The following is a 19264-nucleotide window of genomic DNA, read 5'->3' on the forward strand; positions in this document are numbered from 1 at the left end:
CGTTGAAGTCGGCGGCGCCGCCAGCGCGGGTATGGTCGACCTCGATGCCCGCGCCGACCGCCTCGACGCGTATCTGGCGGCGACGGGCGCCGACGCCGTCTGGTTCGCCCGACCGAACGCGTTCGCGTGGCTCACCGGTGGCGACAACGCCGCCAGCGCGAGCGACGCCGTCGGCGTCGCCGCGGCGGGCTACGCGCCCGAACGCACGCCCTCGTTCTGCGCCGTCGCACTCGCGGGGGAAGCCGACCGTATCGCCGCCGAGGAGCTCCCCGAGGCGTTCACCGTCGAGACCGTCCCGTGGCACGAACCGCTGGGCGATGCCGTCGCCGCCGAGACGGTCGGGTCCGGCGTCGCCGACTTCGACGCCCCCGGGCTGGACCGCGTCGACGCCGGCCCCCTCCGGCAGCCACTCGCCGCGGACGACGTGGAGCGCTACCGCGCGCTCGCCGAGGAGACGGCCGCGGCCGTCGAGCGCGTCGCCCGCGAACTCGATTCCGAGGACGCCGAGTACGAGGCCGCCTCGGCGCTGCGGATCGCGCTCTCCTCCGGCGAGATGTCGGCGCCGGTCGTCCGGGTCGCCGGGAGCGAGCGCGCCGAGGCGTACCACTCCCCGCCCGCCGGCGCCGACGAACTCGGCGACTACGCGGTGATCACCGTCACGACGGAGCGCCGGGGGCTCCACGCCTCGCTCAGCCGGACCGTCGCGTTCGACCCGCCCGAGCGCTTCGAGGCGCAGTTCCGGGCGGCCGCGCGGGTCGAGGCGACCGCGCTGGCGGCGACCCGCGAGGCCGCCGAGTCCGATGGCGACGCGGGCGACGTGTTCGATGCGATCCGGGCGGCGTACGACGAGGTCGGCTTCCCCGACGCGTGGGAGGCGGGCGAGCAGGGTGGTGCTGCAGGGTTCGCCCGCCGGGAGTGGCTGGCGGCGCCGGACGCCGCCATGGAGGTGCGGGCGCCGATGGGCTACGCGTACAACCCCGTCGTCGGCGGCGCGCGCAGCGAGGACACCTACCTCGTCGAGGACGGCGAGGACGCGTTCGAGTGTCTGACTGCGACGCCGAACTGGCCGACGTTCGACGTGGACGCCGTCGGCCACGACCTGACGCTCGAGCGACACGCGCCGTACGCGCCCTGAGGCGGCCTTCCCCAGCGGGCCGCACTGCCGCTCGTTCGTCGGACCCGCCCGTCGTGTGGCGTCGACGCCGTCCGGGACCGGCCTGCGGGTAGTTCGACAAGTGTCGAACGGCGTTACGACGCAGGTGGATAGATTTTTGACGGCCCCGAGTGACCCCGAGCGTATGGGACTCGACGACGACGCCCGGGAGTATCACCGATCCGACCCCCCCGGCAAGATCGAGATATCGACGACGAAGCCGACGAACACCCAGCGTGACCTCTCGCTGGCGTACTCCCCCGGCGTCGCGGCGCCGTGTCGCGACATCGACGCCGACGAGGGGCGCGCCTACGAGTACACCGCGAAGGGGAACATGGTGGGCGTCGTCTCCAACGGGACGGCGGTCCTCGGCCTCGGCGACATCGGCGCGCAGGCCTCGAAACCCGTGATGGAGGGGAAGGGCGTGCTGTTCAAGCGCTTCGCCGACATCGACGTGTTCGACATCGAACTCGACGAGACCGACGTGGACGCGTTCTGCCAGTCCGTCGAGGCGATGGAGCCCACCTTCGGCGGGATCAACCTCGAGGACATCGCCGGGCCGGAGTGTTTCGAGATCGAGCAGCGCCTCCGGGAGTCGATGGACATCCCCGTGTTCCACGACGACCAGCACGGGACCGCGATCATCAGCGGCGCGGGCCTGCTGAACGCGGTCGACGTCCTCGACAAGGACATCTCCGAGATGGAGATCACCTTCTCCGGCGCCGGCGCGTCGGCGATCGCGACCGCGAAGTTCTACGTCGAACTCGGCGCCGACCCCGACAACATCACGATGTGTGACTCCTCGGGGATCATCACCGAGCAGCGAGCCGCGAACGACGACGTGAACGAGTACAAGAAGGAGTTCGCCCGCGACCTGCCCGAGGGCGACCTCGCGGACGCGATGGACGGCGCCGACATGTTCGTCGGCCTCTCCGTCGGCGGCATCGTCTCCTCGGACATGGTGGCGTCGATGGCGGAGGACCCCATCGTCTTCGCGATGGCCAACCCCGAACCCGAGATCGGCTACGAGGAGGCCCGCGCGGCCCGGGACGACACGGTGGTCATGGCCACCGGCCGCTCGGACTACCCCAACCAGGTGAACAACGTGCTCGGGTTCCCGTTCCTGTTCCGCGGGGCGCTCGACGTGCGCGCGACGAGCATCACCGAGAACATGAAGATGGCCGCGGCGGAGGCGCTGGCCGAACTCGCCCGGAAGGACGTGCCCGACGCCGTGGTGAAGGCCTACGGCGACCAGCCGCTCCAGTACGGCCCGGAGTACGTCATCCCGAAGCCGGTCGACCCGCGCGTGCTGTTCGAGGTCGCGCCCGCCGTGGCCGAGGCGGCGATGGAGGAGGGCGTCGCCCGCACCGAGATCGACACCGACGCCTACTCCGAGAAGCTCGAGGCGCGGCTGGGCAAGTCCCGCGAGATGATGCGGGTCGTGCTCAACAAGGCGAAGAACACCGACCAGCGCATCGCGCTGGCGGAGGGGACCGACGAGAAGATGGTCCGCGCGGCGGCCCAGATCCAGGAGCAGGGGATCGGCGACCCCGTGCTGCTGGGCAACAGCGACGAGATCGAGGGGATCGCCGCGGACCTGGGTCTCGACTTCACCCCGGAGATCGTCGACCCGCGCGTCGACGACACCGAGGCGTACGCGGACCGACTGTACGAACTCCGCCAGCGCAAGGGCGTCACCCGGAGCGAGGCCACCGAACTCGTCAAGCGTGACACCAACTACCTCGGGAGCGCGATGGTCGAGACCGGCGACGCCGACGCGCTGCTGACGGGGCTGACCCACCACTACCCGTCGGCGCTCCGGCCGCCGCTGGAGGTGATCGGGACCGCCGAGGACGCCGACTACGCCGCGGGCGTCTACATGCTGACGTTCAAGAACCGCGTGGTGTTCGTCGCCGACGCGACGGTGAATCAGGACCCGAGCGAGGAGGTGCTGGAGGAGATCACCAAGCACACCGCGGAACTCGCCCGGAGCTTCAACGTCGAGCCGCGTGCGGCGCTGCTGTCGTACTCCAACTTCGGCTCGGTGGAGAACGAGGGGACCGCCAAACCCCGCGACGCCGCCGCCAGCCTGCGCGCGGACCCCGACGCCGACTTCCCCGTCGACGGGGAGATGCAGGCCGACACCGCGGTCGTGGAGGACATCCTGACCGACACCTACGAGTTCTCGGAGCTGGACGAGCCCGCGAACGTGCTGGTCTTCCCGAACCTCGAGGCCGGCAACATCGCGTACAAGCTGCTCCAGCGGCTCGGCGGCGCCGAGGCAATCGGCCCGATGCTCGTGGGGATGGACAAGCCCGTCCACGTGATGCAGCGCGGCGACGAGGTCAAGGACATCGTCAACCTCGCCGGCGTCGCGGCCGTCGACGCCCAGGGCGAGTAAGTCGGGGTCCCGGGAAACCGGCAATCCCGGCCACTGACCCACCATTTACGTCGAATTACGACGTTGTTCACCGTCGGTTTCGCATTCCTTCTTTGACGTATCTCCCCGACAGCGACCGGAAAGTGGTATGCGGACGTGGCGCAGGGTATAAGTCGATCCGCCACGACCGACTGTCTATGTCTCACAAAGACAGTCCGGACGTGAGTCGACGGAAGTTCCTCGGCTTCGCGGGCGCCGCGACGGCGACGGCCGTCGCCGGCTGTGGCGGCAACGGTGGCACGGACACCGACACCGACGAGCCCGGCGGCGACGGCACCGACGAGCCCACGGACACGCCGAGCGACGGGACGCCGACGGAGCGACCGGAGCCCGAAACTCGCGACGGCTACCTCCAGCGCGCGAACCGCATCGCCCACGAGCAGGCGCCGTGGGTGTTCCTCAACCGCCAGTACTCCGTCTACGGCAAGAGCGACGACATCGAGTGGCAGGCCCGCGCCGACGAGTTCATCGACGCCTACGCCATCTCGCCGGCGACCGACAGCGGCGACGACGTGGTGATCAACCAGTCCCAGATGGACAGCGGGCTCGACCCGCAGGACCACCGCGCGACGCCGACGGACAACATCGTGATGCAGGCCTACGAAAAGCTGCTCGACCGCGACCGGGAGGGCGGCATCGTCGACTCGTTGGCCGAGGACTACAGCCGGCAGGAGGAGGGCTTGGTGCGGTTCCAGATCCGCGACGGGGTCTCCTTCCACTCCGGGGACAACCTCACCCCCGAGGACGTGGCGTACTCGATCAACCGCATCGTCGACCCCGACACGGGCATCGCCAGCCCCCAGCAGGACCAGCTCGCGGGCGTGACCGGCGCCGAAGTGGTCGACGGCGAGCGCGCCGTCGACGTGATGAGCGACGGGCTCAACCCCATCGTGTTCTCGCTGTTCGCGAGCTACGGCCCCATCGTGAACAAGTCGTGGATCCAGTCCAACGAGAACTCCTACGTCAACCAGCACATGGACGGCACCGGGCCGTTCGTGCTGGAGACGTACGAGCAGGGCGTCCAAGTGGTGTTCAACCGCAACGACAACTACTGGAAGGAGGCCGCGGAGATCAGCAGCCTCACCATCGAGTCCGCCAGCGAGTCGAGCACGCGCGTCAACTCCCTGCTCTCCGACGAGTCGGACATCATCGTCAACGTGCCGCCCCAAGAGGTCAGTCGCGTCGAGGAGAACGACGGGTCGAGCATCGCGGCGGCACCGTCGACGCGCGTCATCTTCAGCGCGATGCGCTACGACGTGGAGCCGTTCGATTCCCCCGAGTTCCGCCAGGCCGTCAACTACGCGATCGACCTCGAGAGCATCGTCCAGAACGTGCTGAGCACGTTCGGGGATCAGACCGCCCAGCCGACCCTCGACGGCTACTTCGGCTTCAACGAGGACCTCGACCCGTACCCGTACGACCCCGAGGAGGCCGAGGCGCTGGTCGAGGAGTCCGGCTACGCGGGCGTGGAGGTCGAACTCCACACCCCGGTCGGTCGCTACCTCAACGACGTCCAGATCGCCCAGGCGGTCGCGGGCTACCTCGACGACCTCGAGAACGTCACTGCGAGCGTCAACCAGCGTGACTTCCAGGCGCTCGCCAGCGAGGTCACCGACGGGGACATCGAGACGAACCCCCACTGGTACCTGCTCGGCTGGGGTAACACGACCTTCGACGCGAGTCAGACGCTCATCCCGCTGCTCACCAGCGACGGGGTCCTCACCAGCTGGTCGAACGAGGAGTTCGATCGCGTGGTGGAGGAAGCACAGAGCATGCCAAGCGAACAGTAGATGTCGTACGGACGATTCCTGCTGAAGCGGGGGCTTCAAGGAATCGTGGTGGTCTGGGGCGTGGTCACCATCGTGTTCATGCTCCGGTTCATCACGCCGGGGAACGCCGTCGACGCTGTCGCCCCGTTGGACGCGAGCCCCGAGCTTCGCGAACGCATCGCGGAGGAGCTGGGCCTCGACCAGCCGCTGTACGTCCAGTACCTGGACTACCTCTGGGAACTGCTCAACGGCGACATGGGGTACTCCTACATCTCCGGGATCGAGGCGAGTTCGATGGTGTTCTCGAAGCTCCCGGCGACGGTCGAACTCGCCGTCGCCAGCAGCATCATCGCCATCGGGCTGTCGATCCCGCTGGGCGTGATCAGTGCGACTCGGCGCCACGAGCCCGCGGACTACGCGGCGACGACGTTCTCGCTCGTGGGGATCTCCACCCCGAACTTCTGGCTGGGGATCATGCTGATCCTGCTGCTCTCGGTGCAGTTCGGGATCTTCCCCACCAGCGGGCGGGCGTTCGGCTTCGTTCAGGCGTTCCGGATCACCGCGAACCAGGGGCTCGGTGCCGGCGCCGACGCGTTCTACCAGTGGCTCCGGTTCATCACCCTCCCCGCAGTGACGCTCGGGACGTACTTCACGGCGCTGATCACCCGACTCACCCGTTCGGGGATGCTCGAGGAGTTGGGGCAGTCCTACGTGCGGGCGACCCGCGCGAAGGGGCTGCCCGAGTCACTGGTCCGCTACAAGCACGCGCTGCGGAACACCCTGATCCCGGTGATCACCGTCCTCGGCCTGCAGTTGGGGACGCTGATCGGCGGCGCGGTCATCACCGAGTCGGTGTTCTCGTGGCCGGGACTGGGGACCACACTGATCAACGCCATCAACGCCCGTGACTGGCCGATCCTGCAGGCGACGCTCGTCGTGATCGGCACCGGGTTCGTCATCGTGAATCTGGTCGTCGACGCCATCTACGCGTATCTCGACCCACAGGTGGTCGCTGAATGATCTCTCCACGTACGCTCCGAAACCTCCGGAAGGAACTCCGTTCCAGCGCGCTGGCGAAGATAGGTATCGTGCTCGTGCTCGCGATGATCCTGGTCGCGGCCTTCGCGCCCTTCATCGCGCTGCACAACCCGACCAACCAGGACCTCGACGAGAACACCCTCCCGCCGATGGGGTTCAGCCGGACCACCGAGGAGACGACCTCGGAGATGGTCAACGGCTCGCTCCAACTCACCAACGAGACCGTGTACGTCAACGCCACTGCGAGCCACCCGCTGGGGACGAACTCCCTCGGCCAGGACGTCTACTCCCGCGCGGTGTATGGCGCCCGCACGTCGATGATGGTCGGCGTGTTGGGCACGGTACTCGCCGCCATCTTGGGGGTGAGCGTCGGCCTCGTCGCGGGCTTCTACCGCGGCCGCATCGACGACGCGCTGATGCGCTTTGCGGACGTGTCGCTGGCGTTCCCCTCGCTCGTGTTGGCCATCGCACTGATCGGGCTGTGGGGCCGGGCGGCCGTCGACGTGCCCGACCCGTTCGTCGTGTTCGGGCTCGTCGACCCGGTGAGATCGGCGCTCGGCTTACCGACCGGGATGCCCGACTCCTTCGTGCTCCCGGGGACGGTCATCGTCGTCGTCGGGCTCGTCAACTGGGTCTGGTTCGCCCGGATCGCCCGCGGCGAGGCGCTGTCGATCCGCGAGGAGGAGTACGTCAAGGCCGCCCGCGCGCTGGGCGCCAGCGACGCCCGGATCATCGGGCGTCACGTGCTCCCCAACGCGACGACGCCGATCCTCGTGCTCGCGACGATCCAGGTCGCCGCGATCATCCTGCTCGAGTCCTCGCTGTCGTTCCTCGGGTTCTCGGGGACGACGCTGTCGTGGGGCTTCGACATCTCGCAGGGGCGGGGCTACCTCTCGACGGCGTGGTGGATCGCCACCATCCCCGGGATCGCGATCGTGCTCGCGGTGATCGGCGTCAACCTCGTCGGCGACTGGCTCAGGGACGCCTTGGACCCCGGCATCGAGGGGGAGGGGGGTGTCTGAGATGAGCGACGAGATCCTCAAAGTACGCGACCTCACGACCCGCTTCTTCACGGAGGAGGGGCAGGTCAACGCGGTCGAGCACGTCGACTTCGACGTGCGCGACGGCGAGGTGTTCGGCATCGTCGGCGAGTCCGGTTCCGGGAAGTCCGTCACCGCGCTCTCGCTGATCGACCTGGTGGAGACCCCGGGTCGCATCGTCGAGGGGGAAGTGTGGTACCGCGACGCCGACCTCGCCGAGGAACACCGCGACTCCCACCCCGACGCCGTCGACGGCGACTACGTCGACGTGCGCCAGCTCCCGGAAGCCACCCGCCGGTGGCTCCGCGGGCCCGCGTTCGCGACCATCTTCCAGGACCCGATGAGCAGCCTCAACCCCTCGATCACGGTCGGCGAGCAGATCGCGGAGGCCGTCGAGGTCCAGCGCCGCGCCCGCGCGAACCCGCGGCGCACTCGCTCGCGGACGCAGGGGTACGGCCTGGGGCGGCTGCTCGTCGACTCCGTGCTCCCCTCACAGGGCTACGTCTCCGACGAGAGCCAGGAGCGCGCGGTCGAACTGCTCGAACGGGTCGGGATCCCCGACCCCGAGCAGCGCGCCGACGAGTACCCCCACGAGTTCTCCGGCGGCATGCTCCAGCGCGCGATGGTCGCACAGGCGCTCGCCGGCGAACCCGACGTGCTGATCGCCGACGAGCCGACGACGGCGCTGGACGTGACGATCCAGGCCCAGATCCTGAACCTGCTGACCGAACTGCAGGAGGAGGAGGACATGAGCGTCGTCCTGATCACGCACAACCTCGGCGTCATCGCGCGGATGTGCCAGCGCGTCGGCGTGATGTACGCGGGCGAGGTCGTCGAGCGCGGCTCGCTCGAGGACGTGTTCGAGAACCCGGTCCACCCCTACACCGAGGGGCTGCTGGGCTCGATTCCGGACGTCGAGGATCCGGCGCCGCGGCTCTCGCCCATCGAGGGGAACGTCCCCAGCCTGCTCGACGCGGAGATGGGCGACGAGTGCTACTTCGCGGACCGCTGCCCCAAGGCGATGGAGTCCTGTCTCACCGACATCGAGGAACACGAGGCACCGGCGGCGACAGACGACACCGACCACCTGGTTCGGTGTATCCTCGCCGACCGCGAGTACGACGAGTCCGAAGCGCTCGGCAGTGCGGCGAAACAGGAGGTGATCTCGGATGACTGAGGCCGCACCGGAGCGCGAGTCGACCGGCGACGACGCGCTCGTGGAGGTGCGGAACCTCCGGAAGTACTACGACGACGGCGGCGGCCTGCTCGACCGCGTGCTCGGTCGGGAGGCGACCAGCGTGAAAGCCGTCGACGGCGTCAGCTTCGACGTGCGCGAGGGCGAGACCCTCGGGCTCGTCGGCGAGTCCGGCTGTGGCAAGTCCACGACCGGCGAGACGCTGCTCCGCCTGCGGGAGGCGACCGACGGCACGGTCGCGTTCGACGGCGAGAACGTGTTCGACCTCGACGACGAGTCGATGTCCTCGTTCCGCCGCCGCGCCCAGATCGTGTTCCAGGACCCCTTCTCCAGCCTCGATCCGCGGATGACCGTCGGCGCCATCGTCGCCGAGGGGATGCGGATCCACGGGCTGCCGAAGTCGGACCCGACGGTCGCGACGGCCGCGGAACTCACCGTCGAGGACGGGGTGGACCGGACCGTCGAGGTCTCGGTCGCCGACGACCTCGACCGCGTGGTCGAGGCCGAGGAGGGCGTCGCTCGCGTACCAGTGAGCGTCCGGAAGCGCGAGGCGGACGAAGAGGGGGGGTACGAAGCCACCGTCGACAGCCACGCGGACCTCCTCGACGCCACCGTCGAGGAGCGCGAGGCCGACCTCCACGTCGAGGTCACCGTGACCGGGAGCGACGGCGCGATCCGGAAGAAGCGAGCGGGCGACCTGCTCGAACGCGTGGGGCTCTCGGCCGATCAGGTCGACCGCTACCCCCACGAGTACTCGGGCGGACAGCGCCAGCGCGTGGGCATCGCCCGGGCGCTCGCGCTCGACCCCGAGTTCATCGTGCTCGACGAGCCCGTCTCCGCGCTCGACGTGAGCGTCCAGGCGCAGGTGCTGAACCTGCTCGACGACCTGCAGGACGATTTCGGGCTGACCTACCTGTTCATCGCCCACGACCTCTCGGTCGTCCGGCACATCTGCGACCGCGTCGCGGTGATGTACCTCGGGAAGGTCGCCGAGCTTGGGCCGACCGACCAGATCTTCGAGAACCCCGACCACCCCTACACCGAGGCGCTGCTGGAGAGCGTCCCGCGTGCGGAGGTGGGGGAGCAGGGTCGCCGCGTGTCGACGCTTGCCGGCGACGTGCCGTCGCCGCGGAACCCGCCCTCGGGCTGTCGGTTCCGGACGCGCTGTCCGAAGGTGATCCCGCCCGAGGACGTGGAGATCGACCAGGACGCGTTCCGCGAGGTGATGAACCTTCGCGAGGAGGTCGAGGCCGGGAACCTCGACCCCGACGAGGTCCGGGAGACGGAGCCCGCGGCCTACCGGAAGGAGGCGGTTCCGGGGATCGCCGGCGAGAACGCCGGCGTCGTCGACGAGGCGCTCGAAGCCGTCGCCGACGGTGACTTCGAGACCGCCGCGGAGACGCTGCGGGACCGCTTCGAGACGGTGTGTGAGACCACGCCGCCGGACGACGCGCCCGACGCGGACGGCGAGGTCGTTGCCTGCCACCTCCACGACTGACCCGGGTTCATTTTCGGGTACAGTCCGGCGGCTGTCGGTCGCCGCCTTTCAGTTACAGGCCGGCGGCTGTCGGTCGCCGCCTTTCACGGCGGGCAACAACGTTGACGTAGCCCCCGCCCCACGGTTAGAGTATGAACGCATCCGACGTGATGACCGCCGACGTGGAGACCGTGGCGCCGGACGACGAGGTGGGCGAGGTGCTGGCCCGCCTCGCGGACGTGAACTTCAGCGGCTTCCCGGTCGTCGACGAGGACGACCGCGTCGTCGGCGTCGTCACCGAGGGCGACCTCGTCAACCTGTTCGAGGTCGACGACCGCGTGCTCTGGATCCCGATCGGCATCCCGCCGATCGTCGATACGCTGACCTACGCGTTCGACCTCCCGGGCGACGACGTGGACATCGCCGCCCACGCCGACGACCCGATCAGTTCGGTGATGACGCCGGACCCGGTGACCGTCGACGCCGACGCGACGGTCGACGAGCTGCTCGACCTGCTGGCCAACCCCGAGCAGGACATCAACCGCCTGCCGGTGCTCGACGGGGGGAAACTGGTCGGGATCATCACCCGGCAGGACCTGCTGCGCGGGCTGAAGCGGGAGCGCGGCGCCGCGGGCGCGGCCTGAGCCGGGAGTGCGGGCGGCGGCCTGAACGCCGGCAGCCCACACGTCGAACGACGGGCCTAAGCGGGCGCCTCCGCTGAGTCGGCAGTGTGACTCGCTACCGGAACCTCGCGCTCTTTCTCGTTCTCGCTGCGGTCTGGGGCTCGGCGTTCATGGCGATCAAGGCCGGCCTCGACGCGGGCTTCCCGCCGGTGCTGTTCGCCGCGGTGCGCTACGAGATCGCCGGCGTCCTGATGCTCGGCTACGCGTGGTGGGTTCTCGACGACCCGATCCCGCGCGGGCGAACGCAGTGGGCCGAAGTCGCGGTCGGCGCGGTGTTGATGATCGCGGCCTACCACGCGTTCCTGTTCGTCGGCGAGGCCGACGACGCCGTCACCAGCGCCTCGGCGTCGGTGCTGGTCAGCCTGAGCCCGATCCTGACGACCGGGTTCGCCCGGGTGTTCGTCCCCCGGGAGCGCCTCGAACCGATCGGACTCGCGGGACTGTTCCTCGGCCTCGTCGGCGCCGTCGTGATCGCGAACCCGGACCCGTCGAACCTGCTCGCGGGCGGGATGGGCGCGAAACTGCTCATCGTCGCCGCCGCGACGGCGTTCGCGCTGGGGAGCGTGCTCACGCGGTGGATCGACAGCGACCTCTCCATCGAGGGGATGGAGGCCTGGTCGATGCTGCTCGGCGGCCTGCTGATGCACGTCGTCAGCCTCGGACTGGGCGAGGCGTTCGCCGCCGTGGCGTGGAACCCCACCACCGTCGCGAGCCTGGGGTATCTCTCGATCCTCGCCAGCGCGCTCGGCTTCCTGATCTACTTCGACCTGCTGGACCGGCTGGGGGCCATCGAGATCAACCTCGTCTCCTACGTCGCGCCGGTGTTCGCGGCGCTGTCGGGCTGGTTGGTGCTCGGCGAGGTGGTGACCGTCGAGACGGTCGCGGGCTTCCTGTTGATCCTCGTGGGGTTCTCGCTGTTGAAACGGCGGGAGATCGGCCACGAACTGGAACGCACAGGCGTCCTCGGGTAGCTCTCGCCGCCCTCAGGCGCGCTCGCCGCCCTTGTACACCGTCGTCGGCTCGTAGAGGTTCGTGATGTCGTCGAGCGGCGACTCCTCGAAGGCGACGATGTCGGCGTGGTTGCCGACCGTGAGCGTCCCGATGTCGTCGACGGGGACCGTCTCCGCGGCCGTGCCGGTGCCGGCGACGATGGCCTCGTGTTCGCTCATGCCGACCTCGTCGACGAACAGCTCGGCCTCCAGCGCGTTCTCGCCGTGGGCCATCGGCTCCGGGCCGAGGAAGTCCGTCCCGAGCGCGATGGGGACGCCCGCCTCGTAGGCGCGGCGGGTGGCGTCGAAGTGGGCCTCGCTGGCGTTCCGGGCCTTCTCCAGCCCGTACTCCGGCACGCCGTAGTCGGCGCCCTCCTCGATCAGTCGGTGCATGATGGCCAGCGTCGGGACGAAGACGGCGCCGGTCTCCTCGAACAGGTCCAGACACTCCTGGTCGATGTAGAAGCCGTGCTCGATTGTGTCGACGCCGTTCCGCAGCGCGGACTTGATTCCCGGCGCGCCCTGGGCGTGGGAGGCGACCGGGATGCCGACGCGGTGGGCCTCCTCCGTGAACGCCCGGATCTCGGCGTCGGTGAACTGGCTCTGGCTGGGGGCGTCCTTCTCGCTCAGCACGCCGCCGGTGGTCATGATCTTGATGAGGTCCGCGCCCTCCCGGATCCGCTTCCGTGCGCCCTTCCGGCACTCGTCGGCGCCGTCGACGATGCCGTCGCCGCCGGCGTCCCGGCTGGTCGCCCACTCGTAGGGCAGGTAGTGGGCGTCGCCGTGGCCCGCCGTCTGGGAGAAGCTTCGCCCGCTGGTGAACACCCGCGGGCCGGGGATCGTGCCGTCGTCGATGGCGTCCCGGACCGGGATCCCCGCGTCGCTGCCCACGTCCCGGATGGCGGTAAAGCCCGACTCGAGCAGCGTCCGCGCGTCGGCGGTCGCGCGGGCGGTGTTGAGTTCGCTCGACTCCCGGACCCAGTCGAACGGGTCCATCGAGCGCGTCCCCTTCAGGTGGAGGTGGGCGTCGATGAGCCCCGGGATCACGGTCTCGCCGGAGTGGTCGACGTGTTCGGCCCCGTCCGGCGCGTCGACCGACTCCGCGGGCCCGACCTCGGTAACGCGACCGTCCTCCACCAGGATTCGGGCGTCGGTGATCGGGGCCTTGCCGGTGCCGTCGACGAGCGTGCCGCAGTCGATTACCTTCATCGAGTCGTGCTAGCGAGTGGCGTGTGATAGGGGTTCGCTTCCCGGCAGTCGAGCGGGGGCACACGAGTCGGAGGTGTACGCGTGCCCCTCGTCGGCGGCGGCGGGCCACCGCGAGCGATGGCCTCCGCGACGACGTCGGCTGGGGAGAGCGCCGGACTCATGCCGTCCCGCCCCCAATCGTGCACATGAGCGAACCAGAGCCTGCGGAGTGGGAGGCCGAACTCAGGCGGAACCGCGAGGAGAAAGACGACTTCTTCGCCGAACACCCGCAGTCGCCGATCCCGCCGGAGCACCGCGACGACTTCGACGGCCTCGACTACTTCGACCCGAACCCCGAGTTCCGTGTCGAGGCCGAGGTGACCGTCCACGACGACCCCGAACCGATCGAGATGGAGACCACCAACGGCCCGCCGGCGCGGTACCTCCGGGTCGCGACGTTCGCGTTCGAACTCCGGGGGGAGGACTGCGAGCTCCACGCCTACCGACAGGAGACCGGCGAGGACGACCCGCTGTTCGTCCCGTTCCGGGACAAGACCACGGGCCAGCAGAGCTACGCCGGGGGTCGGTACATGGAGTTCGAGCCCGAGGGCGAACTCGAAGACGGCGACACCGTCACGCTCGACTTCAACCTCGCGTACTCGCCGTTCTGTGCGTTCAGCGAGACGTTCGCCTGCCCGCTGCCGCCCGAGGAGAACTGGCTGGAGGTCGTCGTGCCGGCCGGCGAGAAGACACCCGACCTAGGGAACGACTAAGTCGACGACGGTCTCGCCGTCGACGACGAGGTTGTACGCCTCCTCGTCGTCGTTCCAGAGCGCGAGCGCGTTCTCCATCGAGAGCACGGCGCCGTAGGGCGCCTCCCCCAGCGCGCGATTCAGCTCCGTGTACTGTGTGAGCACCGCGTACTGCTCCACCTGCTCGGTGCCGTCGCCGATCTTGAAGACGGGGTTGGGGTCGCTGCCGTACTCCCGCTGCCGTTCGCCCTGGCGGCTCAGGTCGGGGCTGAGCTTCACCGTCAGCAGGTCGATCCGGTTGCTGACGTGGCGCTCCATCTCCGCGGCCTTCGCGTGCCGCTCCGGCGACGCCTGCACGTCGACGCGGCGCTTCCCGTCGGGCCGCAGCAGCGCGTACGCGAACTGCACCGACGTTTTCAGGAAGGTGCCGGGGTCGTCCCCCTCGTCACCGCCGTGGGTCCCGCGCTCGCCCTCGTCCAACTGGCGCTGCATCCGTGGTGCCTCGACGTCGGGGCGTACGTCGAACGACCAGCCCCGATCCGAGGGCGTCTCGTCGGGCCAGAGCCGGAGCGTCGGCGAGTAGACCGACGGGCCCGCCTCCGGGCGGGCGAGCGCGCGCTCGACCTCGCGCAGCCCGGTCGCCGTCTCCAGATCCGCGGGTGCCAGCGCGAGCATCGTGCCGTCGTCGGCGACCGAATCGAGGTAGCGCTCCGTAGTTACGACCGGATCTGCGAGCTCCGAGAGCACGTTACAGAACGAGAGGAGGTCGACCTCGCCGATCGACGCGGGGTCGAACGCCTCGGCCCTCTCGCGGTGGACCGTCGCGTGGACGTTCCGCGGTGTCTCCGCGAGCAGGTCCTCCAGTAGGTCCGCGGCGGGCGAGGGCTCCAGCGCGTGGTACTCGATCAGCGGTGGCTCCTCGTCGTCGGCGGCGTCGTGGAGGTAGTCGATCAGCGCCAGCGCGGGGCCGCCGACGCCCGCGCCCACGTCGAGCACCCGCAGCGTGCGCGGGAGGTCGCGGTTCTCCGCGAGGTCGTCGAGCACGTACCCCATCGCGGCGTAGTAGTCCGGCAGGTGGTAGATCGCGTACCCCAGCGCCGCGGTCTCGTCGTACTCGACGGGGTTGCCGTGGTAGTAGTCGGCCTTCAGCCGCCGGATCGCCGCCCGGAGTTCGTCGCCGGAGTCGCCGTCGGCCCAGTCGAGCCCGAACCGCTCGACGAGCCGGTCGACGACGACGCGCTCGTAGCGATCGGGGAGCGAGTCGGGCGACCAGCCCGGCGGATCGACGGGGGCGCCGCTCGCGGGGACGAACGTGCCGTCGGCCTGCTCGACGAGGTCGAGGTCGAACGCCGCCGCGCGGAGTTCCTGCCTGACGACCGCGGGATGGGGGGCGTCGTCGAAGTACTCCTGGATCTCGCCGGGGTCGATCGGCCGGACCTCCCGGAGGTAGTTCACGGTGTCCCGGAGGCGGTCGCGGTCGACGCTCATCGCTCCCCCTCCGGTTCGAGCCCGTCGGCGGTCGCGCCGGCCTCGGCGTAGAGGTCGGCGAACGCTTCGCCATCGGCGTCGGCGACCGTCCGCGCGGCGTCGGCGACGGCGTCGGCGCCGCCGAAGGCGTCCTGGATGTCGGCGTACACCCGCGCGTCCCCCCCGGTGACGGTCGCCGCGATGTCGGCCAGCCCCGCGGAGACGGGCGTGTGGAACTCCTCGCGGACCTCCTCGCCCGCCAGGGCCCACGCGAGCACGGCGGCGTGGCTCTTGGCCTGGACGGTGGTCATGGCGTCGTCGTGCTCCTCGGGCGTGGTCTCGAACAGGTCGTTGCCGGCGTCCCGAAGCGCGTCCAGCAGCGGTTCGAGCGTCGGTCCGACGGCGTCCTCGACGACGGCGACGTTGCCCGGCGCCCGCTCGGGGGCGAACAGCGGGTGGAGGCTCGCGCGCTCGCGGTCGGGCAGGTGCTCGCCCATGGCGTCGACAGGGCCGGCCATCACGCCCGAGAGGTCGAGCATCGCCGACCCGGCGTGGGGCGCCCAGTTGGCCACGGCGTCCTCGACGGCCGGGATCGGGACCGCGAGACAGACGGTCTCGAACGAGCGATCTCCTTCGGGACCGCCGTCGTCGATCGGGACGGCCTCGGCGTCGTCGAACGCGGCGGCGGCGTCCGCGGCGACTGCGGCGTCGGTGTCGGCGAAGGCGAGGTCGAACGCCGACGGGGCGTCGGCGAGCGTCTCGGCCAGCCAGCGGCCCATCGCGCCGACGCCGACGATACAGAGCGTCATTACCGGATCGAGGGCGTCGTCGGGTGAAAAGGGGCCGGTTCTCGCTACAGTTCGAGCCGCTCGGGGTAGTCGGTGAAGTTCTCGTAGCCGTCCTCGGTCACGACCGCGATGTCCTCGATCCGGACGCCGCCGTGGTCCGGGTCGTAGAGCCCGGGCTCGATCGTCACGATCTGGCCGGCTTCCAGCTCCTCCCCCCGGGGCGAGAGCGACGGCGCCTCGTGCACGTCGAGGCCGATGCCGTGGCCCGTGCTGTGGATGAACCCCGTCTCTGTCGAGGGATCCTCCCGGAGCGTCGGGTAGCCGGCGTCCTCGTACACCTCGCAGGCGGCGGCGTGTACGTCGGCGCCGGTGGCGCCCGGTTCGAGCGCGTCGAAGGCCGCCTCCTTGGCCTCCTGGCTGAGCTCGTACCACTCCCGAACCGTCTCGCTGGCCTCGCCCTTGACGAACGTCCGGGTCATGTCGGAGTGGTAGCCCGTCGCCTTGCTCCGCGGGAAGATGTCGACGATGATGGGCTGGCCCGCTTCGAGGGGGCCACTCCCCCGATCGTGGGGGTCGGCGGCGTCGACGCCGCAGGCGACGATGGTCTCGTCCAGCGCGCAGCCGTGTTCCAGCAGCGTGACCTCGATCTCGGTCGCGACGCGCTCGCTCGTGAGCGGCTCGTCCTCGTAGTGGAGGGTGCCGTTGCGCACCTCCGCGGCGTCGAGCAGGTCCTCACAGGCCCGCATCGACGCCTCGTTCGCGACGGTGGCCTCCCGGACGTGCTCGATCTCCGCGTCGGTCTTCACCGCGCGGATGTCGTCGACGACGCCGTCGGAATCGACCGCGATCGCGACGCCCTCCTCGCGCAGGCCGTCGGCGGCGCCGACGGGGAACGTCTCGGGAACCGCGACCGCGTCGACGCCGTGGGCGTCGAGGAACGCGGCCTGCAGTTTCGCCCGGGCGACCCCGGACTCGTACTCCTCGCGGAGCGACTGGTAGTCGTAGTCCGAGGTGCGGTCGACGCCGCCGCGAGCCTCCCTCGAGGCGCGGCCGTACTCCAGCCCGGAGGTCAGGAGCGCGGTCTCCTCTGGCGTGTAGACGGTGAAGAAGGGATCGGGCGCGTCGAAGCCGGAGAGGTAGCGCTGCGTGGAATCGTCGCCGTCGGCGTACACCGCGTAGCCGTCGAGCCCCTCGTCGTCGAGGTACTCGTCGAGCGAACTGGTGTCGATGTCCATGGCCGGAACGGCGGCCGGCGAGGGCAAAGGCGTTGTCGTCGCGGTCAGTCTCGTGGCGTGTCAGCCCGCCCGCTCACCAGGTGCCGTGGAACGTGTCGAACGAGAGCTCGTCGAGCGGCTTGTTGCCGATCGCGATCTCGTACTCGCCCGGCGTCAGCATCGGCTTGTGGAACTGCGGGCCGTCGTCGGTCGTGATCCGGGGACAGCCGGTGTTGACGAACGCGTCCATGTCGAAGTTCCGGAGGCGGTCCGGGGTGACCTCGTCCATCGTGATGAGGTAGGCGTTCTCGTTCTCGTCGACGATCCTCTCGGCCGTCTCCCAGCGCCCCTGCCCGATCTTGGTACAGAAGATGACGCCCCACTTCTCGGCGTCCATCGCGCGGTGGACGGCGCCGTAGCGCTGCTTCATGAACTTCTCCGTGTCGGCGACGGTGACGACGTTGTTCACCGGGTCGGCGATGACGACCTTCTTGTCGGGGTGTTCCATCGCGAGGCCGAGGGGGTGGAACTTCCCGCCGCCGACGTACAGCACCTGATCGGCGTCGATGTCCGCGGAGGCGTAGTTGCAGCCGAGCACCTGCCCCTCGTGGGTCAGGCGGTCGTCGCCCCTCCGAGTGTGGACCTCGTAGCCCTGCTCCTGGAGCCACTCCTTCATCTCCGGGAAGCGGTTCATGTGCTGGGCCGTGGTGACCAGCCCGACGTCGTCCTCGGGCAGTTCCTCCAGGGCCTCCTCCATCATCGGGAACACGTCGACGTTGGAGAACAGCGGGACGTAGATGATCTTCTCGGAGTTCTTCATCGGCGAGTGGCCGAAGTGGACGAACACGTCCGTCCGGCGCATCAGGAACGTGTCGAGGTCACAGGCGCCGTAGCAGGGCTGGCCCGACAGCATGAACGTCACGTCGTCGGGCGCCAGCTCCCGGAGGTCGTCGGCGACCGCGGGGCCGCGGCGCTTGAGCCCCTCGGGGAACTGCAGGCCCACCTTCTTGGCGTCCTTCTCCTCGATCTCCTCGATGATGCGATCCAGTTCGTAGTCCCACTCCCGGTCGTGTTTCAGGGACATCCCCGTGTTCCGAAGGTCCCCCTCGGTCGTGGCGTCGCCGCCGGCGTCCTGACTCATTACCGTTGCTACCCGGTCGGGACGGATAATCCCGGCGTTTCCGTCAGTCGCGTGCTGCCGCGGCGCATAGACGGTCCCGGCCGCGACCGGTACGGGCGGTCGCGGGACGGGCTACCGCTCGAACACCAGCGAGAGCAGCTTGCGCTCGGCGGTCGTCAGGTGCTCCGAGAGCGTCGGCTGACTGATCCCCAGCTCGTCGGCCAACGCCGCGCCGTCGGTCTCCCGGGGCCAGTCGTAGTAGCCCGCCTCGAAGGCGGCTTCGAGCACCTCGCGCTGGCGGTCGGTCAGCTGCTCGTCGAGCGCCTGCTCGAGTTCGCGCTGGCTGAAAAGCGGGGTGACCGCCTCGCGTTCCCGTTTCGCGAGCAGTTCGCCCCCGTACTCCGACTGGAACGCCGAGACGACTTCGCCCGCGTCGTACGACGCCGGGAGCTCCGCGACGATCTGGCCGTCGCCGTCGTCGCCGACGACCGACCGGGGGAGCGCGCCCAACTCCGCCAGTCCGACGGCGGGGCAGTCGCCGCCGACGAGGAACTCCATCAGCGCCCCGTCGTCGTAGCGCTCGATCACCGTCGCCGAGACCGACGGGTGATCGTGTGCCATCGCCTCTATCGCCGACGGCGAGGCGCCGGAAACGCTGTAGAACTCCGCGTACGTCCCGTCCCCGCGTGGGACCATCTCCTCCAGTTCGACCCTGCAAGAGGCGGTAGCGGAGGCCCCGACGAACGGATACTCGGGGTCGTCGAACCCGAACTCGAGTTCGACGACCGGCCCGGAGTCAGGTTTGGACGGTCGCAGCGACATACTCGCCAATACAGCGTACTCTGTAAAAACGTTCTCGCCGATACGGACGAACGTCCCCGCCGGGGCCCCTTCCACGGTAGCGGTCAGTTCGTGCCGGACCGCTCGACCCCGGCGAGGCCGGTACCGGTC

Annotated in this window: 16 protein-coding genes; 10 read left to right on the forward strand and 6 right to left on the reverse strand. The window is 69.7% G+C overall.

Annotation, left to right across the window (positions count from 1 at the left end; all coding sequences use genetic code 11):
- Positions 1-31 precede the first annotated feature (31 nt).
- The 9 genes from BMZ83_RS06615 (at position 32) to BMZ83_RS06655 (ending at position 11766) form a co-directional block, all read left to right on the forward strand.
- A complete protein-coding gene (locus tag BMZ83_RS06615) occupies positions 32-1135 on the forward strand; it encodes a M24 family metallopeptidase (protein WP_074876901.1) in 1104 nt (367 codons plus the stop codon).
- 163 nt (positions 1136-1298) lie between these two features.
- Entirely contained in the window at positions 1299-3554 is a 2256-nt protein-coding gene (locus BMZ83_RS06620; protein WP_074876903.1) for an NADP-dependent malic enzyme, read from the forward strand.
- Positions 3555-3730: 176 nt separating this feature from the next.
- Positions 3731-5383, forward strand: a complete 1653-nt coding sequence (locus BMZ83_RS06625; protein ID WP_074876906.1) for an ABC transporter substrate-binding protein — start codon at positions 3731-3733, stop codon at positions 5381-5383.
- Positions 5384-6382: an ABC transporter permease gene (locus BMZ83_RS06630; protein WP_074876908.1), complete on the forward strand. Its 999-nt coding sequence runs from the start codon at positions 5384-5386 to the stop codon at positions 6380-6382.
- Positions 6379-7422: an ABC transporter permease gene (locus BMZ83_RS06635; protein WP_074876911.1), complete on the forward strand. Its 1044-nt coding sequence runs from the start codon at positions 6379-6381 to the stop codon at positions 7420-7422. The genes BMZ83_RS06630 and BMZ83_RS06635 overlap by 4 nt, the downstream gene beginning before the upstream one ends.
- Before the next feature lies 1 nt (position 7423).
- Positions 7424-8617 (forward strand): ABC transporter ATP-binding protein, encoded by a 1194-nt coding sequence (locus BMZ83_RS06640; RefSeq protein ID WP_074876913.1) that lies wholly within the window; start codon positions 7424-7426, stop codon positions 8615-8617.
- Positions 8610-10133 carry an ABC transporter ATP-binding protein gene (locus BMZ83_RS06645; protein WP_074876915.1) on the forward strand — a complete coding sequence of 508 codons (1524 nt, stop codon included), beginning with the start codon at positions 8610-8612 and terminating at the stop codon, positions 10131-10133. The genes BMZ83_RS06640 and BMZ83_RS06645 overlap by 8 nt, the downstream gene beginning before the upstream one ends.
- Before the next feature lie 131 nt (positions 10134-10264).
- A complete protein-coding gene (locus BMZ83_RS06650; protein WP_074876916.1) occupies positions 10265-10756 on the forward strand; it encodes a CBS domain-containing protein in 492 nt (163 codons plus the stop codon).
- An 86-nt stretch (positions 10757-10842) separates the two neighbouring features.
- Positions 10843-11766 (forward strand): DMT family transporter, encoded by a 924-nt coding sequence (locus BMZ83_RS06655; RefSeq protein ID WP_074876918.1) that lies wholly within the window; start codon positions 10843-10845, stop codon positions 11764-11766.
- Between the two features lie 12 nt (positions 11767-11778).
- Here the strand turns inward: BMZ83_RS06655 and BMZ83_RS06660 are convergent, their stop codons facing one another.
- On the reverse strand, positions 11779-12993 hold the full coding sequence (locus tag BMZ83_RS06660; RefSeq protein WP_074876920.1) for a metal-dependent hydrolase family protein: 1215 nt from the start codon (positions 12991-12993) through the stop codon (positions 11779-11781).
- 185 nt (positions 12994-13178) lie between these two features.
- Here BMZ83_RS06660 and BMZ83_RS06665 point away from each other — a divergent pair, with 185 nt between their 5' ends.
- Entirely contained in the window at positions 13179-13745 is a 567-nt protein-coding gene (locus tag BMZ83_RS06665; RefSeq protein WP_074876922.1) for a DUF1684 domain-containing protein, read from the forward strand.
- Here BMZ83_RS06665 and BMZ83_RS06670 read toward each other — a convergent pair.
- The 5 genes from BMZ83_RS06670 to BMZ83_RS06690 all read right to left on the reverse strand — a co-directional run bounded on the left by BMZ83_RS06670 (position 13731) and on the right by BMZ83_RS06690 (position 19135).
- Positions 13731-15212, reverse strand: coding sequence for a small ribosomal subunit Rsm22 family protein (locus tag BMZ83_RS06670; RefSeq protein WP_074876924.1), 1482 nt, complete (start codon positions 15210-15212; stop codon positions 13731-13733). The two genes, BMZ83_RS06665 and BMZ83_RS06670, sit on opposite strands and share 15 nt — an antisense overlap.
- A complete protein-coding gene (locus tag BMZ83_RS16265; RefSeq protein ID WP_074876926.1) occupies positions 15209-16000 on the reverse strand; it encodes a prephenate dehydrogenase/arogenate dehydrogenase family protein in 792 nt (263 codons plus the stop codon). Before BMZ83_RS16265 ends, BMZ83_RS06670 begins: the two co-directional genes overlap by 4 nt.
- A 44-nt stretch (positions 16001-16044) precedes the next feature.
- Positions 16045-17214 (reverse strand): M24 family metallopeptidase, encoded by a 1170-nt coding sequence (locus BMZ83_RS06680; RefSeq protein ID WP_074876929.1) that lies wholly within the window; start codon positions 17212-17214, stop codon positions 16045-16047.
- Between the two features lie 73 nt (positions 17215-17287).
- Positions 17288-18334 carry a diphthamide biosynthesis enzyme Dph2 gene (dph2, locus tag BMZ83_RS06685; RefSeq protein ID WP_074876932.1) on the reverse strand — a complete coding sequence of 349 codons (1047 nt, stop codon included), beginning with the start codon at positions 18332-18334 and terminating at the stop codon, positions 17288-17290.
- A 111-nt stretch (positions 18335-18445) separates the two neighbouring features.
- Positions 18446-19135, reverse strand: coding sequence for a helix-turn-helix domain-containing protein (locus tag BMZ83_RS06690; protein ID WP_074876934.1), 690 nt, complete (start codon positions 19133-19135; stop codon positions 18446-18448).
- Positions 19136-19264: the final 129 nt, after the last annotated feature.

The sequence above is a fragment of the Halolamina pelagica genome (assembly GCF_900115675.1).
Classification (GTDB): domain Archaea; phylum Halobacteriota; class Halobacteria; order Halobacteriales; family Haloferacaceae; genus Halolamina; species Halolamina pelagica.

Coding starts and splice junctions, on each gene's coding strand:
- BMZ83_RS06615 (WP_074876901.1), top strand. CDS start 32: ATGGTCGACCTCGATGCCCGCGCCGACCGCCTCGACGCGTATCTGGCG.
- BMZ83_RS06620 (WP_074876903.1), top strand. CDS start 1,299: ATGGGACTCGACGACGACGCCCGGGAGTATCACCGATCCGACCCCCCC.
- BMZ83_RS06625 (WP_074876906.1), top strand. CDS start 3,731: ATGTCTCACAAAGACAGTCCGGACGTGAGTCGACGGAAGTTCCTCGGC.
- BMZ83_RS06630 (WP_074876908.1), top strand. CDS start 5,384: ATGTCGTACGGACGATTCCTGCTGAAGCGGGGGCTTCAAGGAATCGTG.
- BMZ83_RS06635 (WP_074876911.1), top strand. CDS start 6,379: ATGATCTCTCCACGTACGCTCCGAAACCTCCGGAAGGAACTCCGTTCC.
- BMZ83_RS06640 (WP_074876913.1), top strand. CDS start 7,424: ATGAGCGACGAGATCCTCAAAGTACGCGACCTCACGACCCGCTTCTTC.
- BMZ83_RS06645 (WP_074876915.1), top strand. CDS start 8,610: ATGACTGAGGCCGCACCGGAGCGCGAGTCGACCGGCGACGACGCGCTC.
- BMZ83_RS06650 (WP_074876916.1), top strand. CDS start 10,265: ATGAACGCATCCGACGTGATGACCGCCGACGTGGAGACCGTGGCGCCG.
- BMZ83_RS06660 (WP_074876920.1), bottom strand. CDS start 12,993: ATGAAGGTAATCGACTGCGGCACGCTCGTCGACGGCACCGGCAAGGCC.
- BMZ83_RS06665 (WP_074876922.1), top strand. CDS start 13,179: ATGAGCGAACCAGAGCCTGCGGAGTGGGAGGCCGAACTCAGGCGGAAC.
- BMZ83_RS06670 (WP_074876924.1), bottom strand. CDS start 15,212: ATGAGCGTCGACCGCGACCGCCTCCGGGACACCGTGAACTACCTCCGG.
- BMZ83_RS16265 (WP_074876926.1), bottom strand. CDS start 16,000: ATGACGCTCTGTATCGTCGGCGTCGGCGCGATGGGCCGCTGGCTGGCC.
- BMZ83_RS06680 (WP_074876929.1), bottom strand. CDS start 17,214: ATGGACATCGACACCAGTTCGCTCGACGAGTACCTCGACGACGAGGGG.
- dph2 (WP_074876932.1), bottom strand. CDS start 18,334: ATGAGTCAGGACGCCGGCGGCGACGCCACGACCGAGGGGGACCTTCGG.
- BMZ83_RS06690 (WP_074876934.1), bottom strand. CDS start 19,135: ATGTCGCTGCGACCGTCCAAACCTGACTCCGGGCCGGTCGTCGAACTC.